This is a genomic window from Streptomyces sp. NBC_00647 (assembly GCF_045207245.1).
Taxonomy (GTDB): domain Bacteria; phylum Actinomycetota; class Actinomycetes; order Streptomycetales; family Streptomycetaceae; genus Streptomyces.
In genome coordinates this window covers 713,667-730,193 of the sequence record NZ_CP109040.1, presented here as the reverse complement: position 1 = coordinate 730,193, position 16,527 = coordinate 713,667, and the positions used below count along the sequence as shown (strand labels likewise).

General features: G+C 69.7%; 12 protein-coding genes. 4 read left to right on the top strand and 8 right to left on the bottom strand.

Translation table 11 applies throughout. The annotated features are described in order from the left end of the window. Positions 1-30 precede the first annotated feature (30 nt). Complete coding sequence (locus OG788_RS03060) at positions 31-978, top strand: M28 family metallopeptidase (RefSeq protein WP_406368959.1); 948 nt, start codon at positions 31-33, stop codon at positions 976-978. Between the two features lie 660 nt (positions 979-1,638). Beyond that, on the top strand, positions 1,639-3,111 hold the full coding sequence (locus OG788_RS03055; RefSeq protein ID WP_406368957.1) for a protein kinase domain-containing protein: 1,473 nt from the start codon (positions 1,639-1,641) through the stop codon (positions 3,109-3,111). Positions 3,112-3,164: 53 nt separating this feature from the next. Here OG788_RS03055 and OG788_RS03050 read toward each other — a convergent pair whose 3' ends face one another. After that, on the bottom strand, positions 3,165-7,205 hold the full coding sequence (locus OG788_RS03050) for a HEAT repeat domain-containing protein (RefSeq protein WP_406368956.1): 4,041 nt from the start codon (positions 7,203-7,205) through the stop codon (positions 3,165-3,167). Positions 7,206-7,326: 121 nt separating this feature from the next. Here OG788_RS03050 and OG788_RS03045 point away from each other — a divergent pair, with 121 nt between their 5' ends. Further along, entirely contained in the window at positions 7,327-7,536 is a 210-nt protein-coding gene (locus OG788_RS03045) for a hypothetical protein (RefSeq protein WP_406368955.1), read from the top strand. A 618-nt stretch (positions 7,537-8,154) separates the two neighbouring features. Here the strand turns inward: OG788_RS03045 and OG788_RS03040 are convergent. Beyond that, complete coding sequence (locus OG788_RS03040) at positions 8,155-9,438, bottom strand: sulfite oxidase (protein ID WP_406368954.1); 1,284 nt, start codon at positions 9,436-9,438, stop codon at positions 8,155-8,157. A 550-nt stretch (positions 9,439-9,988) separates the two neighbouring features. Here OG788_RS03040 and OG788_RS03035 point away from each other — a divergent pair. Beyond that, positions 9,989-10,489, top strand: a complete 501-nt coding sequence (locus OG788_RS03035) for a GNAT family N-acetyltransferase (protein ID WP_406368953.1) — start codon at positions 9,989-9,991, stop codon at positions 10,487-10,489. 153 nt (positions 10,490-10,642) lie between these two features. Here the strand turns inward: OG788_RS03035 and OG788_RS03030 are convergent, their stop codons facing one another. The 6 genes from OG788_RS03030 to OG788_RS03005 form a co-directional block, all read right to left on the bottom strand. After that, the gene (locus tag OG788_RS03030) at positions 10,643-11,248 is read right to left on the bottom strand and encodes a hypothetical protein (protein ID WP_406368952.1); all 606 of its coding nucleotides are present in this window, start codon (positions 11,246-11,248) and stop codon (positions 10,643-10,645) included. 591 nt (positions 11,249-11,839) lie between these two features. After that, on the bottom strand, positions 11,840-12,802 hold the full coding sequence (locus OG788_RS03025) for an NAD(P)H-dependent flavin oxidoreductase (RefSeq protein WP_406368950.1): 963 nt from the start codon (positions 12,800-12,802) through the stop codon (positions 11,840-11,842). 155 nt (positions 12,803-12,957) lie between these two features. After that, positions 12,958-13,737 (bottom strand): SDR family NAD(P)-dependent oxidoreductase, encoded by a 780-nt coding sequence (locus OG788_RS03020; protein ID WP_406368949.1) that lies wholly within the window; start codon positions 13,735-13,737, stop codon positions 12,958-12,960. After that, positions 13,734-14,489 carry an SDR family NAD(P)-dependent oxidoreductase gene (locus OG788_RS03015; protein WP_406368947.1) on the bottom strand — a complete coding sequence of 252 codons (756 nt, stop codon included), beginning with the start codon at positions 14,487-14,489 and terminating at the stop codon, positions 13,734-13,736. Before OG788_RS03015 ends, OG788_RS03020 begins: the two co-directional genes overlap by 4 nt. Further along, complete coding sequence (locus OG788_RS03010) at positions 14,486-15,457, bottom strand: fumarylacetoacetate hydrolase family protein (RefSeq protein ID WP_406368946.1); 972 nt, start codon at positions 15,455-15,457, stop codon at positions 14,486-14,488. Before OG788_RS03010 ends, OG788_RS03015 begins: the two co-directional genes overlap by 4 nt. A 124-nt stretch (positions 15,458-15,581) precedes the next feature. Next, on the bottom strand, positions 15,582-16,520 hold the full coding sequence (locus tag OG788_RS03005; RefSeq protein WP_406368945.1) for a VOC family protein: 939 nt from the start codon (positions 16,518-16,520) through the stop codon (positions 15,582-15,584). Positions 16,521-16,527 lie beyond the last annotated feature (7 nt).

Below are 16,527 nucleotides of genomic sequence, written 5' to 3'. Positions count from 1 at the left end.
CCGGATTCCCTGGAATTCGGAGCCCCCCACATGAAGCTCTCCATTCCTGGGCGTGCCTCGGCGACGGCTGTCGTCGCGGCCGCCGTGCTGCTCACCGGCGGTTCCATAGCCGGGGCGGCCCCCGCCTCCGTGGCAGTGGCCGCCGCGCCCGACCTCCCCGTGGCCAACGTCAAGGCCCACCTGACCCAGCTCCAGTCCATCGCCACCGCCAACGGCGGCAACCGCGCGCACGGCCGCACCGGCTACAAGGCGTCCCTCGACTACGTCAAGGCCAAGCTGGACGCGGCCGGGTTCACCACCACCGTCCAGCAGTTCACCTCCGGCGGCCGCACCGGCTACAACCTGATCGCCGACTGGCCCGGCGGCGACACCGGCCGGGTCGTCATGGCCGGCTCCCACCTGGACAGTGTGACCGCGGGCCCCGGCATCAACGACAACGGCTCCGGTTCGGCGGCCGTGCTCGAGACGGCACTCGCCGTGGCCCGGTCCAACTACCAGCCCACGAAGCACCTCCGGTTCGCCTGGTGGGGCGCGGAGGAGCTGGGCATGGTGGGCTCGCGCTACTACGTCAACAGCCTGACCACCGCGAACCGTTCGAAGATCAACGGCTACCTGAACTTCGACATGATCGGCTCGCCGAACCCGGGGTACTTCGTCTACGACGACGACTCGGCCATCGAGAAGACCTTCAAGACGTACTTCACCGGGATCGGCGTGGCCACGGAGATCGAGACCGAGGGCGACGGACGCTCGGACCACGCGCCCTTCAAGAACGCGGGCATTCCCGTCGGCGGCCTGTTCAGCGGCGCCGACTACATCAAGACGTCCGCCCAGGCCGCCAAGTGGGGTGGCACCGCGGGCAAGGCCTTCGACGCCTGCTACCACTCCTCGTGCGACACGTCGGCGAACATCAACGACACGGCGCTGAACCGGAACGCGGACGCGCTGGCGTACGCGGTGTGGGAGCTGTCGGCGTAGGAACGCTCCGGCCGCAGATCATCCGTGTGGTGGGCCGTCGGTCCCCGCGCGTTGTTCCGCGAGCGCGGGTAGGGGCCGGCGGGCCCTTACCCGCGCTCTGCCGTGCGGGGTCCATCTGCCGTGCGGAACCCGCTGCGTGCTGCCGTGCGGGGTCCGGTGTGCGGTGAGTCAAGCGGCTCGGCCACGCGGACCGACGGCGGTACGGGGTGAGACCGGGCAGCGAGTTCCTCCACGCGGTGACAGGAAACCGAGACGAGCGTGGTGAGCGACGGTGAGTGGCGCGGCAAGGACCGTGAGGCGGCGGACGCGCTGATCCCCAACAAGGACCCCGGGGCGGCCCGCCAGAGCTGGCACGCCGAACGTGTCTGGACTGGGCCCAGCTCAGCGACCTGCCTCTGCCCGGGTGCTGCGAGCGAGAGACGAAAGGCCGCCGGTCGACCTACCGGCATCCCTACCGTTCCGCCTATCGGCATGCAAAAGATGGCCCTCGCGAGTTGGGCGGCGGCCTTCCACGCTCGCGCCGGACAATGTCGGCGCCTGGTGCGCGGCGGGATCCAGCGAGGCAGACCGCGGGGCCCGTTGCCGGTGGGCCTGAGACTATGGAACTAGGGCGAAATCGTCCTCACTGAAAAGCAGTTGACGATGGAGACAACGCGCACCATGAGACTGGCACTGAACGAGGAGTGGACTGTCGGCGCCCGCATCGGGGGCGGCGGCTTCGGCGCCGTGTTCGAGGCAGAGGGCACCGTGGGCGAGAAGGCGGCGGTGAAGCTCGTGCCCAAGGCGCCGGGCGCCGAGCGCGAGATGCTGTTCACCGATCTGGACGGCGTCCGCAACGTGATGCCGGTCCTCGACAGCGGAGAGCACGAAGACCAGTGGGTACTGGTGATGCCCCGCGCCGAGAAGTCCCTGCGCGACCACCTCCAGCAGCATGGCAAGCTGCCCCTCAACGAGACGGTCGCCATCCTGTCCGACGTCGCCGAAGCACTCGCCGACCTCAAGGACCGCGAGATCGTCCACCGCGACCTGAAGCCGGAGAACATTCTGCTGCTCGGTGGCCGCTGGTGCCTCGCCGACTTCGGTATCGCCCGCTATGCCGAAGCCACCACCGCGAAGCGCACCTTCAAGCTCCACGGCACCTTCGCGTACATGGCCCCGGAACGGTGGAACAACCAGCGGGCCACCAGCGCCAGCGACATCTATGCCTTGGGTGTTCTGGCCTTCGAACTCCTGGCGGGCACGCCGCCTTTCACGGGACCGTACGAGCACGACTACCACGACCAGCACCTGCACGGAGCGCTGCCGCCTCTCCCCACCGCTCCGCCCCTCCTGGCGGTGCTGATCGCCGAGTGCCTCTTCCGGGCCCCGCAGGGCCGTCCGGCGGCCGGCAACGTGCTTGCCAGGCTGGGGCAGATTCCTGCGGCCCCGCTCTCCGGAGGGTTGGCCGCGCTCGCGGAGGCCAACCAGGGCGCGGTCGCGCGTCGAGCCGAAGCTGATCGCCGGGCTTCGGCACATGCCACCGAGGCCGACCGCCGCAAGGCCCTGTTCGAGGCTGCCATGGCCTCCTTCTCCTTCATCGCCGAGGCTTTCCTCACTGCTCTCACGACCGCCGCCCCGAGCGGAGAGGTCCGCAAGGGCGACCAGGGAGGGTGGACCGTGCGGATCAACGACGCCCAGCTGACCCTGTCCGGGCCGAGAGAGACCGCCTCCGAGGTCTGGGGCACCACCTCGGCGCCGGCACCGTTCGACGTCATCGCGTCCGCGACCCTCTCCCTGAAGGTCCCCACCAACCATCACGGGTACGACGGCCGTAGCCACTCCCTCTGGTACGCCGACGCACAGACGACAGACCAGTACCAGTGGTTCGAGACCGCCTTCATGGACACCCCGCTGCGTCCAGTCAGGGGAACAACGGAGCCCTTCGCCCTCGACCCCCACCACGAATCGCGCACCGCCGTCAGCCCGACCATCGGCATGCAACAGGTGGCCTGGCCTTTTATTCCCCTCGCCATCGGGGAGTTGGACGAGTTCATCGGCAGGTGGGCTGCCTGGCTCGCTCAAGCGGCGAATGGCCGACTTGCCCACCCCAGCCAGATGCCCGAACGCAATCCCCATGGCTCTTGGAGGCGATGACGACACGGACCTCCTCGCGGTGGTCCGATGGAGGCGCTGTTCGAAGCGGATCTCTAATCGCGGGGGAGTGCCAGCAGCAGTTTCCCGGCGACTGTTTTGGTCTGCTCGTCGGTGTCGTGGTGAGTGCGGTTGCGGAGCGTCTCGGCTGTGTCGGGATGCAGAGGCCAACCCAATGCCAGCATGTGAAGGATCATGCGCCGCGTCTCGCCGTCCGGGTCCTGGGCGGCGCGTGTGGTCACCAGGACCCGCCCTTCTTCCTCTCCGGCCCTGAGCACCCACCAGCGCAGGCAGGAGTGCCTCAGCGCCGGCGCAGGGTCGTGCAGGGCCCGGTCATGGAATGCGGCGCGGACGTCATCGCGGTCGGCCCACCATCGGCCCAGCACGTCGAGTGTGTCGGAACGGGTGTTCTCGTCGCTGTGCGTGGTGGCCGCGCGTACAAGGGCGTCACGGACGTCGCTGCGCAGCGCCCAGTGCTCGCCCCATACCCGCAGTACGACGGCGGCGTGCCAGGAGTCGTTCGGATCGGCAGCGACACGCGTCAGGAACGCCCGCACGGTGTCGTCCTCGGTCCACCGCTCGGCCAGCACTTCAAGTGCGGCTTTGCGGCCCTGATAGTCCCCTTTCCGGGAGTGGCCGGCGATCTCTGTGAGTACTGCACGGGTCTCGGGAGCATCGGGCCAGTCCGTGTCCAGCACCTCGATGACCATGGCCCGCGGGAAGTTGTCGAGCGAATTGACGGCTTCCAGGAGCAGCCTGCGCACGGCGATGCTGGGGGGCCGGTGCTGCGCCAGGGAGCGCAGTGCCTGGGCCCGGGCCCAGTCGTCACGATGATGGGCGGCCGCATCCATCAGGACCTCGCGGACATCGTCGTGGTCCGCCCAGTGTTCCCCGATTATGCGCAGCGCTTCGGTCCGCGGCCGGTCCTCGGTCTCCTCGACAGCCGCTTGCAGCAGGATCTCGCGGGCGCCATCGTCCGGCGGTACCTGGCCAAGGAGCCCCAAGGCGGTGCGACGAACTTCTTCATCTGGGTCGTCGACAGCGCGCCGCGCCACGAGGCTACGGATTTCGTCGTCATGGGAGAAGCGCTCGCTGAGGGTTTCAAGGGCGGTTTTCCGGACCGTCCCGGCCGCGTCAGCGGTGGCGCTGCGCCACAGTGCGTTTCGGCAGAGCCGGTCCGCCGACCATCCCTGAGCCAAAGCCAGTACTGCGGCGCGGCGAACCCGGTCGTCGGGTGCTTCAGAGGCGCGGCGCAGGAGGAGGTCGCGGATGTCCTGGCGGCCGGGCCAGGTTTCGCCCAGAAGCCAAACGGCGGTATGCGACATCGACGGGGCGTCGTCGTCCGAGGCGAGTCGGCTCAGGAAGAGCAGGACGTCTTCATACGCGACACCATTTTCTGCAAGGCCTCGAACGCCGGTAAAGCGGACGTGTTCGCTTTCGTCGTCCGTAGCGCGTTGGGCGACAAAGGACCGGACGTCTGCATCGGCAATGCACTGCTGTGCCATGCCGCGCAAGAAGTCGGCGCGGATGCCCTCATCGGGCGTCGCCACGGCGGCGCTCTTCAGCCGACTGCGTACGCTCTCGTCCTCGGGCCGGTAGGCGGCGAGCCTCATCAGAGCAGAGGACCGGGCCTTCTCACTTGGGTCGTCGGTGCTGCGGGCCGTCAGGAAGGCGGTCAGACCTTCCCACGCGGGCCATTGCTCCACGAGGACCTCTAGTGCAAGGCGACGCACGTAGCTGTCAGTCTCTTCGGAAGCGGTCCGCACCAGGCGGTGACGGACGCTGTCGTTGTTCGGCCACCGCTCGCCCAGTTCCATGAGGAACAGGAGACGGTCGATGCTGTAGTAGCTGCCGTTTGCGAGCGCATTGAGCTCGCCGCGGTCCGGGCGCAGGGCGCAGGCAAGGCTGGCGGGCTCGGTGGTGCTGGCGAACTGGCCGCTGATGCGGTACCAGCGCAAGTAGCGGCTGCGGCCGGTCCAGTGCGGGGTGATGGTGCCCAGGGCGTGCGCTGCTTCGTCGAACAGCCATGGGCCTTTCGACCCGCGCAGGTCCAGGGCGGTGGTGGCGGCGTCGATCGCGGCGTTGCTCTGGTCGGGCAGGAGGGCGATCCTGTTGACTTCGGCCAGAGCCCGCAGGGCGAACGCGACACAACTCGCGTCCTTGGGGTCCGATCGGTGGGTGTGCAGGGCCAGGATACGGTCGATGGCCGCTGCCGCGTCGGAGGGGTTGAGCTGTCCGATGAGCAGGAGCAGGATCTCGTGCCAGGTGGAATCCGGGATGTGGCCGGCAACAACCTGCTCGACGAGTTCTTGCGGCGTCCATTCGCGGTCGTAGGTGTACCGGTGGGTGATGTCCGCCGCTGCCAGGTACTCCAGGAAGGCACGGTGGACGAAGCCGTACACGTCGCCGCCGTAGCAGGAGAGGATGAAGTTGCGTTCGTGTAGCTGGACCCTCAAGGCGCGAGCAGCGGCGGCGGCCTGAAGGGGCGGCAGGCCGTACTGCTTCAGGTAGCCAGAGAACACCCGTTCGAGGTCCGGGCCGTGGATGTGGTTGCCGGCGATGCCACCCTCCCCGTTCTGCATGGCACCGGCCAGCAGCCGCAGCAGTTCCAGGCGCTCTTTGGCTCCGATGATGTCCAGTGCCTCGGCCACGGTTGGGGGCAGAAGTGCCACAAGGTGCTTGGCAGCCTGATCCCAGTGGGACACCAGGACGGTCACCGCGTGTTCATAGACGCCTAGCCGGTGGTGCGGCAGTGGCTGGCGGCGTCCGATGATCGCCAAGATGGTGAGCAGCAGCGGATTTCCCGCCATCTCCTGCAACGGCCGTGACCCTTCGACCGCGGAGGTGATCCGCTGCGTCAGCCGGCTCGCCTCTGACAGGTCGTCCGGGAAAATCTTGCGGTACCAGAGCCGGGCGAACTCGCGGATCTGGCCTTCTTCCAGGTCCTGCAGCATGTAGTGGGAAAAACCCGCCCCGTCCAGCACTGTGCGCTGGTAGCCGATGACGCGTGATGTCACCACGATCCGGGCTAGGGGCCAGCGCGCGGCGAACGCGGCGATGCGCTGGGCGGTCTGCGCGCGCACGTCGCGGTCGAACAACTCGTCCAGGCCATCGAATACCACTAACGCGTGCCCCTCGGCCAAGAGGTGGTCCAGCACACCCTTGGGCAGGGAAAGCCCGAAGTCGCTGTGAAGGTGGGCCAGGAAGTCCTCGAAGGAACGCTGGCGCCAGTGCTGCTCGGCGTATCGGCGCAGTTCCACCACCACCGGCACTCGGCCCGTCAGCGCGCGGAGAGGTCCATCGGAGCCGTCGGAGGTCAGGGTGAGCGCAAGGTATCGGGCCAGTGTGGACTTGCCCGCCCCCGGATCGCCGAGGAGCACCACCCGATGGCGAGAGGGAGCCGCCAGTACCTCCCGGACGTCCTGCGACCGCTGCTGCAGATAGGACTCGCGGACCCGGTAGACCACGTCGCTGTCCATGCCCGGCGGTACGACGTCATCAACCGTCAGCTCCCCGGTGGCGACGAGTCGGCGCACGAGCTCCCGGGGCAGCTCGACCGGGGGCGGGTCTGCTCGTACCGTCGGGGCGATGAACACCTCCTCCAGCTCCACCACTGCAGGCTGGTCGTCCGACAGGGGTGTGAGGACTTCAAGGTCCAGGCGTCCGTATGCCTGCCGCACCCGGGTTGCGTACGCCGCCACCGCCGCTGCGACTTCCTCAGCGGTGGGTGGGGCAGGGGCATGGGGGCCCTGACGGAGCGACTGGCGCCCAAGCTGCCCGGCGTCCGGCCCCACCGGATCCCCAATCTCGGCCCCTGGCCTGTGGCCGGCTCTGCTCGGAGAGTTCTCACGTACTTGCGTTGTCCGTGTGGCGGCGTGGAGCAAGGCCAGCAGCGGTTCCACGTCCGTATGCAGCGCTTTCGCCAGGACCACCAGTGTGGCCTCGGACACCTTATGGCCGTTCAGCGCCTGACTGAGTGTTGTCCGCCCCAACCCGGTCCGTTGCTGAAGTGCACCGATCTGCAGGCCTTGCTGCGTTTTGAGGGTGCGCAGCCGCAGCGCGAGTTTCGCGAGCGGACCCTCATGCACCTCCTCCATGCCTGCTTCTCCGTCTCTCGGGCGACCGTCTTCATTCATCTTTGTTCAGCCCGAACCCCGGTGAACACGAAAACCGCGAAATTCAGCGGAGTCACCGTCGTCGGTTTTCTCGGGAGAAGGCATGAACACCTCACCTATCCACCTGATGCTCCTGGTCCTGCTCATGGCGGTCGTCGCGCTTTTCTGTGCGCTCGTAGGAGCAGCGGCTGGACTACTCGCCCGCCTCGACGGAGCCACCTACGCCACCGTCCTGGTGCACGCAGCCGTGGCATTTGCAGGTAGCGCCACCCTGTCCCTGGCGCTGCTTACCTTCATCGTCACGGTGTTGTGAACCGGCTACTGCAACCCTGCCAAGCCCATCGCGACGGCCGTACCGCGACCTATCTCGGGCCTCCGGCGACGTCGAACCGACCTGGGTCCTCCTCCTGGACCAGCTCGCGTCCAGCCTCGCCCCAGGGGCGTGTGCCGCGCGGTGAGCACCGCTCCGTCCACGACCGCGGCCCTGCGCGGCTGGGGCGGACTTGCCGCCGATCCGACGGGCGACTGGCGTTCTATCGGCTACCGGTCGGTGCCGCGAGCGAGACCGGCGTGGTCAGGGTGGGGAGGCCGCTGACTAACGGCTCGCGGGCCTTCGGGTGACGGTGGGCCAGTTACGCCAAACCGCCGGAGACGGTGCGGCGAGGGCGTCCATGATCGGGACTTCGATCTCGACGGCCGAGGGCCGACGCCCTCGACGTGGCCGTTGCCGTAACACCCGGCACGGCGCCACTGGGTTCCCTGCTCGCCCGTACGGAGCCCGTGCCCGCGAGACCGCCAGGTTGCTGCCGTTGGGTTCCTGTCCGGCGGGAACGGCCGCAGCCGACCGTTCCCGCTCGGCGTCCGTCCGATCGTCCCGCACTGTCCGCACCGAGCCGCAGGCACGGCCCGGTCGCACCATCTCCCGATGGTCCTAAGTGGCCGGCCGATCGACCACCGTGACGGGGTGGCGGACCACCGCGTCGAAGAGGTAGCCCTGGGTGTTGGGGGTGGTGGTGTCGGGCTGGGTACGGCCCGTGGTGTCGGTGGCCCGGGCCAGGAGGGCCGTGGGTCCGGGTGTGGTGGGGCGCCAGTCCAGGGACCAGCGGGACCAAGTGGCGGGGCGGGGGCGGTCGTGGAGATCGGCGCGCCGCCAGGTGGCACCCGCGTCGGTGCTGACCTCGACGCGCCGGATGCCGCCGGCTCCCGACCAGGATCGACCGGTCAGCCGGTGCCGTACCCCCGCGTCGAACGCCGCGCCCGAGCCCGTCTCGAAGGCGCTCTTGAGGGTCTGACGAGTGATCGGGGCGCTGCCCTCGGCCGGGTGGGAGGGCCCGAAGAGCCGGTAGAAGTCGGTGTTCCAGGGCGAGTAGAGCGGCTGGTCGGAGACCTCGATGTCGCCGACCCACTTGATGTTGGATATGCCCACCCAGGACGGGACCAGGACTCGGACCGGGTGGCCGTGGTCGTGCGGGAGCGGCTCGCCGTTCATCTCGTACGCGAGGATCACGTCGTCCAGCGCCTTGGCGACGGGCAGCGGCCGACGGACCCGGCCGAGATTGACCCCGCCGGTCACGTACTCGTCGTCCAGTCCTCGGGGCTGGAGATCCACCGCGTGCCGGGTCAGCCCGGCGAGCCGCAGCACTTGGGACAGCCGCACGCCCCGCCAGCGGGCGGAGCCGATCGCGCCGAGCGTCCAGGCGGTGCCCGTCACGGTGTCGCCCTGCTGGCTGGTGAAGTAGCTCCGGCCGTTGCCCGCGCATTCCACGAACGCGTCGAGTGTCACCGACGGCAGCCGCCGCAGATCGTGGAGGTCGAACTCGACGGCCCGGTCGAGACCCGGCGCGCCGCGCAGTCCGCTTCCCCACACCTTGAGCCGCCAACTGGCCTCGTCCAGGAGGGGGGTCGAGGTGTGGTTGCGGACGAAGAACCGGTCCACGGGCGTGTGGAGTCCCGTACCGCGCAAGGCCGACCAGTTGGTCTCGGCGTTGGTGCCCCGGATCGTGAACAGCTCCGGCGGCAGCGGCTTGACGATGCCGGAACCGGGTGCGGGGGTGTCGGCGTAGGCACGCACGGGCCGGCCCGCCAGGGTGGTCAGCACGCCCGCAGCGGCGGCCAGCCGCAGCATGTCGCGTCGGGACACCCCCTCGGCTCTGGCCTCACCGGCCAGCCATTGGCGCAGGCGGCGTCGATCGTAAGCGGACTCGTCGATAGGCATGGGCCACTGCTCCCTGAGTGATGGCGGGATGACGGGGGACAGAGCGGAGCCCGCGGGACGCCGTACGGATGCAGATGCTGCCGCCGACGGATCCGCGGGAGCGAGCTTCGGCCCGCGCGGAAGGCGATCCGACGATCAGGCGATCCGCTCGGTCAGCGGGTCGAGGGGCGAACGGATCGACCCGTCACCCCATCGGAAGTCGTCAGATCAACGTGTCAACAACAACAGCGGTCGTGCGGCATGAGGCGGCACACGACGGAGGTACGGCTGTTGGCGACCACGGACCGATCGTAGATCCGGGCATGCCGCCGCGTCAGCCGCACGGGCATTCTGCTGCTGCCCGTTCGACTCGTCCCGAGAGACTCGGACATGAGACACGGACAGATGCGGACATGAGAACACGGACATGAGACGCAGCGGGCGCGCGCGGTAACCATGCAGCGGGATGCCGGGGAAGGGACGGAAACGGTCGCCGAGGACGGCTCGGCACCGTCCGCAAGCGCATCACCCATGGTCGGCAGCGGTCGGCACGGCTGGATACCCTGCCCGGATGGCACCGCTGTCGCTCTCCCCGCTCCGTTTCTCCCCCGAAGAGATCGCCGAGGTGGTCGGCCTCTACGCGAGCAACCCGGAGTACTGCCGGGCCGCCGGCGAGTACGACCCTGAGCGCGTTCCGGCCGACAGGGTCGAGGCCGATCTGCGGGAGGAAGCCGACACCGAGGGCTGTGAGGTCCTGCTGGCCCGCGACGAGCAGGACCGGATCGTCGGTCTGCTGTGCCTGCTCGACCGTCACCCCACAGACGGATATCCGTGGATCGGGCTCCTGCTGGTGCACGGGAGTCTTCGTCGCCGGAGTCTCGGCCGCCGGCTGGCCGCACTCGTCGAGGAACGGTTCCGCCACGAGGGCCGGGACGGCCTCCGCCTGGCCGTTCTGGAGAACAACCCGGCCGCCCTGGCCTTCTGGAGTTCTCTCGGCTGGCAGGAGATCGACCGCCGAACGGAGCGCCAGTACGGCCGCCCCTGCATCGTCATGCACAAGCGACTGGCCTGAGGGCTGAGCCGTCCATGTCCATGTCCATGTCCATGTCCATGTCCATGTCCATGTCCATGTCCATGTCCATGTCCAAGTCCATGTCCAAGTCCATGGCGATGTCGAGGACGGCCCGGCCCCGCCTGTGACCGACAGCCCGCCACCGGCGGAGTCTCAGGGCCGCAGTCCCGCCTGCCTCAGCGTGACCATGGACAGGTCGGCGATGACCTGCTGGTCGCCACGGCGCCACGCATCGGCGAGGCCACCCGGCGGGACGGGGACCGCGACGAGATCGCGCTGCTTTCCGGTGAGGGCGCGCAGGGCGAGGAGGTCGGTGCCACCGGGGGCGTCGAGGAGGCGTCGGGTGGTGGAGCTGCGCCGGATCCAGCGCACACGCGGGGGCAGCCACAACACCAGAACGAAGGCCACCGAAAGGGCGACCAGGGCCAGTGCGGTCAGCGTGGCCACACGGCCCACCAGATGCTCCAGCGACTGTCCGGCGTCGGAGAGATCGGTGGCCGCGCCGGCGGCGGACTGGAGGGGTTTCTTCAGGGAGTCCCCGACGAACGGCACTTTCGACGCCGCGTTGCCGGCGTCGTCGAGGCCGTCGGAGAGGCTGTCGCCCGCGCTCTGGGCCTTCCGCCCCGGCTCGGCCAGCAGCATGATCGCGTCGTGGACGACCAGGGCGAACTTCACCACGGCCGCGATCACGGCCACCGCGATCAGATCGGCGACCACCTGACGGGTCCGACGCGCTGGGGTCTGGGCGTAAAGGCGCATGGGCGTGCTCCTGTTCCGGCGATGCCTTGAAGCGTGGCCGGCGCCAGCCAGGTGCGGTGTGGCGGTCGTGATGGCGAGGCTCGGCCGGTCGCTTGCGTCGTTGGGACTCCAGTTGGATTTCGAGGTACGGGTGTCCCCGGCTCGTGAATCGAAGCGGTCGAGCGGTGTTGTGCCGGATGCCGAGAGGTGGTGATCGGGTCGGTCGGACGACTCTCCGGGCAATGGTGACATTCCGTCAGGGTGAGTTCCCGTCTTTCGGGAAGGTCGTGCACGAGGACGGCGTGCCGACCCCACGAGACCTTCCGGCCGACGGCGCCCAGAGAAGCGAACCGCCGTCACGCGCCGCCACCTGTTCCGCGAACGTCCGGCGTGGCCACTGACCTCGACCTGAGAACAAGGGACGCACGCGCGGGCGGACGACCGTCCTTCCTCACCCGACGCGCCCGACGGGCAGGTCGAGCCGCTCCTTCTTCGCCCGACGGGTAGGTCGTGCCGCTCCTGCCTCGCCGACGGGCAGGTCGTGCCGCCCTGCCGGAGCCCGTGGCGGTACGGGCCCGGTCGTCGCGAGTCGTGGCGTGCGTGCCGCGCCGGTCAGTGCCCGGCCGCTCGGGCCAGGGCCCTTGAGGCCTCGGAGGCCAGGGTGGCGACCAACTCCTCCGCGCCTGGCACGTCGGTGACGAGGTCGACGGCTTCGCTCGCCCAGACCGGCAGCGGGGGCACATCGACGCGTGCCACATCGGCCTGATAGGCCAGGCGGGCCGCCGCGGGGTCCGCCGCGAGCTCGGCTTCCCGGTCCCTCCACCGGTCGAGCCAGGGATGGCCCAGTGTGCGGGCCGAGTACTTCGACGGCCATCGGGAGCTTCGGGCGATGTCGAGGATGCGGTTGCGCTCGGTGTCCTGCCCGCGCCCCTCGACGAGCGCCTCGGCAGTCGACGGATCGACGAGGGCCTCGGCCGTGGCCTGGAAGCGGGTGCCGATGACTGCCCCGGCGGCGCCCAGAGCGAGGGCGGCGGCCACGCCCCGGCCGTCCGCGATCCCACCGGCCGCCAGCACTGGTACCGGCTCCGCCAGGTCCACCACCACCGGGACGAAGGGCAGTGTGGATCGTCCGTGCCGGGCGCCGTGCCCGCCGCTCTCGGTGCCCTGCGCCACGATGACGTCGGCGTCCAGGTCCACCGCGTGCCTGGCTTCCTCCAGATCGGTGACCTGAATGATCACGGCCGCGCCGGCCTGATGGACCCGTTCGACGAACGGGCTCGGGTCTCCGAAGGAGAACATCACGGCTACGGGGCCGTGTTCCAAGGTCCGCTCGATCGCCTCCAGGTCGGTCGCCCAGGTCTGGAACCCGACGCCCCATGGCTTCCCGGCCCTCGCCACGATCGGCAGCTCGCGCGCCAACCAGTCCGGGTCGCCGCCTCCGGCGCCCAGCAGGCCGAGCCCGCCACCGCGCGAGACGGCCGCCGCCAGTTCGCCGCCGGCCGACCCTCCCATCGGCGCCAGGGCGATCGGGTGCCGGACTCCGAACATCTTCGTGAACGCGGTCGACAGTGGCATGACCGCAATCATCGCCCAGGACGACGACACGGCGGGCGCCTTGGACGAGGTCCATGGCACCGCCCATGCCCTTGACCATCCTGCCGGGAATCAGGGCGGGCAGGCCGATGCCGAGGTCGGGTCGTGGACCTTGTTCATGTGTGATTCGTCCCTCTTCAGTTGGTGCCGCCGGGCAGGACGGTGGACCAGCCGCCGTCGACGACGAGGTTGGCGCCGGTGATGTACGCGGCCTCGTCCGAGGCGAGGAAGACGGCCGCGTTGACCACGTCGTCCGGAACACCCAGCCGTCCGAGCGGGATGTGGCGGGCGACCGCGCGCATCGGGTGGTCGCCGGCGAGGAGGTTGGTGCGCGAGCCGTCGGTGTCGATCATTCCGGGGCTGACGCAGTTGGCGCGGATTCCGTACGGGGCTCCCTCCGCGGCGAGTTGGCGGGTGAGGGCGATCACGCCGCCCTTGGAGGCCGAGTGCGCGGTGCGACGATTGGTGAGGGAGCCGGTCAGCCCGGCGGTCGAGCCGACGGTGAGGACGCAGCCGCGGCTGCGGACGAGATGCGGCCAGGCGATGTGGACGCTCAGCCACACCGAGTCCAGCTCGGCGCGCATCGTGAACGCGAAGTCCTCGTACGACTGGCTGTCGATGGCCCCGAAGCGGACGGCGCCCGCGTTCGCGTAGACGATGTCGATGCCGCCGAACGCGTCCACGGCCTCCTCGGCCCAGAACCGGACGGAGCCCTCGTCGGTGACGTCGAGGGGGCCGGGGACGAGGGCCGTGCCGCCTTCGCGGGCGATGAGCCGCTGGGTCTCGAGGGCCTCCTCGTGCAGCAGATCGCCGCCCACCACGAGCGCGCCCTCGGCCGCGAACCGCAGGGCCGCCGCCCGGCCCTGGCCTCGGGCGATGCCGGATATCAGGGCCACCCTGCCGTCGAGCCGCTTCATGCCTTCCCCTCGGGACGCAGGGCGTCGGACACGGACTTGACGCCGCCGTGCGCGGTCAGACCGCCGTCCACGGGGATCTCCGCACCGGTGATGAAGGACGACTCGTCCGACAGCAGGAAGGCGACCAGATGAGCGATCTCGGCGACGGTTCCGGTTCGGCCCAGTGGGGTCTCGCGGATGTTGGCCTCGCGGAAGGCCGGAGCGGCGGAGGCGGTCATCTCGGTCTCGATGTAGCCGGGGTGGATCGTGTTGACGCGGATGCCGAGCGGACCGAGTTCCAGGGCCGCGGTCTTCGACAGCCCCCGTAGCGCCCATTTGCTGGTCGTGTAGGCGACCGGGTAGTGCGCCGTCAGTGCCGCGGAGGAGCCGATGTTCACGATGGAGGCGCCGGGCCGCATCAGCGGGGTGAGGTGCTGGATGCCGAGCAGCGGGCCGGTGACGTTGACCGCGTGGACGCGTGCCATGTCCTCGGGGCGCACGTCGCCGAGGCGGGCGCGCCAGGTGATGCCGGCGTTGTTCACCAGACCGTGCACCTGCCCGTACGCCGCGCGGAGTTCGGACGCCAGGTCGGCCCAGCCCTTGTCGTCGGTGACGTCGAGGCGGCGGCAGCCTTCGGCGGGTTCGACGTCGGTGGCGATGACACGGGCGCCCTCGCGGGTGAGTGTCTCGGCCGCGGCGGCGCCCTGACCACGGGCCGCGCCGGTGACCACGACGACCTTGCCCAGGAGCCGCTTCGGCGACGGGGCGTTCACGGGCGCTCCCGTGTGCGGCGCCTGCCGGCCGGCAGCGGTACGGGGTCGACACCCGCGACGACGGTGTTGGTGAGCGTGCCGAGGCCTTCGACGGTGAGGCTGACGGTGTCACCGGGCTTGAGGGGCGGCGGGGTCCGCTCGCCGCGCAGGCCCCACAGCTCGGCGAGACAGCCGCCGTTGCCGCAGGTGCCCGATCCGAGGACGTCACCGGGTACGACGCGGGTGCCGCGGGAGGCGTAGGCGGTCATCTCCTCGAAGGTCCAGCTCATGTTGGACAGCAGGTCCTCGCCGACCGTCTCGCCGTTGATCTCGGCGGTGAGCGCCAGCCGCAGGAATCCTTCGGAGTCGCGGCAGGGGTCCAGTTCGTCGGCGGTGACGAGGTAGGGGCCGAGGGTGGTTGCGGTGTCCTTGCCCTTGCAGGGGCCGAGTCCCACCTTCATCTCCGCGGACTGGAGATCGCGTGCGGACCAGTCGTTGAAGACGGTGTAGCCGACGATGTGGTCGCGGGCCCGCTCGGGGGTGAGGTCGCGGCCCTCGAGGCCGATGACGGCGCCCACCTCGAGCTCGAAGTCGAGCACCGCCGACCCGGGAGGTACGGGGACGGCGTCGTCGGGTCCGTACACGGCGTGCGGGTTGGTGAAGTAGAACGTCGGCGCCGCGTACCACTGCTCGGGTACGCCGGAGACACCGTCCACGGCACGGCGTACGCCCTCGACGTGCTCCTCGAAGGTGACGAAGTCGCGTATCGAGGTGGGGTGCAGGGGAGGCAGCAACCGCACTTGGGAGACATGGGGGCCGGGTGGCACGTCCAGTGCCGCCGCGCCGGCGTCCAGCAGTCCGGGCAGCCCGTTCGTCTCCGCGAGCAGGGCGGCGAGCGATGTCACGCCGGGCAGGGGGAAGAGTGTGCCGTCCTCTTCGACGACGGCCACGCGGCGGCGCTGTCGGTGCTCGTAAGCGGCGAAACGCATGGTGGGGCTCCTGATGGGGGGGGGAAGGGCGGCGGAAGGGGTACGCGGTTCCGCCCGCCGGGGACGCGGCAGCGGGGCAAGGGTGGCGCCACAGCTGCCACGTCCCCGGTGTGGAGGCGCCGGATCAGACCGGCGGGGCTTTGAAGACGCCTCGGTCGGGATCGTTGAAGGATTCCTTGGCGATCAGTTCGTTCATGGGGTTGGCGGTGCCCCACTGGTCGGTGACCTCGGGCTTGGAGAAGTCGTAGACGTGCGGGTGCCAGGTGTCCTCGTCCAGGAGCTCCAGCTCGGTGGTGTACTCGACGGTGTTGCCGTGCGGGTCGAGGAAGTAGGTGAAGGTGTTGTCCCCGGCCATGTGCCGGCCGGGCCCCCAGACCTTGCGGAAGCCCGCCCGCAGGACGCGTCCGGAGCCGCGCATGTACTCGTCGATGCCGCGCATCTCGAACGAGATGTGGTGCAGGGAGGTGTGCGGGCCCTTGGCGAGCGCCATGGAGTGGTGCTGGTCGGAGATCCGCATGAAGTGCATGACCTCGCCCATGTGCGGCGAGCTGAGCGTGTCGGAGAGCCGGAACCCGAGGTGGGTCTCGTACCAGGCACGGGTGCGGTCGAGGTCGGGGGAGTTGAGGACGACGTGGGAGAGCTTGACCGGGATGGCCTCCTTCTCCTCGATCCTGCGGTGCCGGCGGACCGCGACGTCGGCGGAGACCTCGATGGTGCGGCCGTCGACGTCGAAGAAGCGGAAACCGTAGCCGCCGCCCGGGGTGTCGACCTTGCCCGGCCGCGAGATCAACTGCACGCCTCCGGCCGGCAGTCGCTCGGCGAGGGTGTCCACGTCGGCCGGGGAGGCGGCGCCGTACGACACCAGGTCCAGGCGCTTCTCCTCGGCCTTGCGCAGCCGGACGACGTACTGCTCGGGGGAGCCCTCGGCCGCCAGGAAGGAGATCCCGGAGTCCTCGGCGACCTTCGTCAGACCCCAGACACCGGCGTAGAAGTCGAGCTGCTTGTCGTAGTCCGGCACGGCGAGGTCGACGTGCCGCAGATGGGTGAGCAGACGTGCGCTCATGGATTCC

Bases quoted from the DNA above. Each gene is read 5' to 3' on its own strand.
- OG788_RS03055 (WP_406368957.1), top strand. From the start codon at position 1,639: ATGAGACTGGCACTGAACGAGGAGTGGACTGTCGGCGCCCGCATCGGG.
- OG788_RS03035 (WP_406368953.1), top strand. From the start codon at position 9,989: ATGGCACCGCTGTCGCTCTCCCCGCTCCGTTTCTCCCCCGAAGAGATC.
- OG788_RS03025 (WP_406368950.1), bottom strand. From the start codon at position 12,802: ATGCCACTGTCGACCGCGTTCACGAAGATGTTCGGAGTCCGGCACCCG.
- OG788_RS03060 (WP_406368959.1), top strand. From the start codon at position 31: ATGAAGCTCTCCATTCCTGGGCGTGCCTCGGCGACGGCTGTCGTCGCG.
- OG788_RS03030 (WP_406368952.1), bottom strand. From the start codon at position 11,248: ATGCGCCTTTACGCCCAGACCCCAGCGCGTCGGACCCGTCAGGTGGTC.
- OG788_RS03010 (WP_406368946.1), bottom strand. From the start codon at position 15,457: ATGCGTTTCGCCGCTTACGAGCACCGACAGCGCCGCCGCGTGGCCGTC.
- OG788_RS03045 (WP_406368955.1), top strand. From the start codon at position 7,327: ATGAACACCTCACCTATCCACCTGATGCTCCTGGTCCTGCTCATGGCG.
- OG788_RS03040 (WP_406368954.1), bottom strand. From the start codon at position 9,438: ATGCCTATCGACGAGTCCGCTTACGATCGACGCCGCCTGCGCCAATGG.
- OG788_RS03020 (WP_406368949.1), bottom strand. From the start codon at position 13,737: ATGAAGCGGCTCGACGGCAGGGTGGCCCTGATATCCGGCATCGCCCGA.
- OG788_RS03050 (WP_406368956.1), bottom strand. From the start codon at position 7,205: ATGGAGGAGGTGCATGAGGGTCCGCTCGCGAAACTCGCGCTGCGGCTG.
- OG788_RS03005 (WP_406368945.1), bottom strand. From the start codon at position 16,520: ATGAGCGCACGTCTGCTCACCCATCTGCGGCACGTCGACCTCGCCGTG.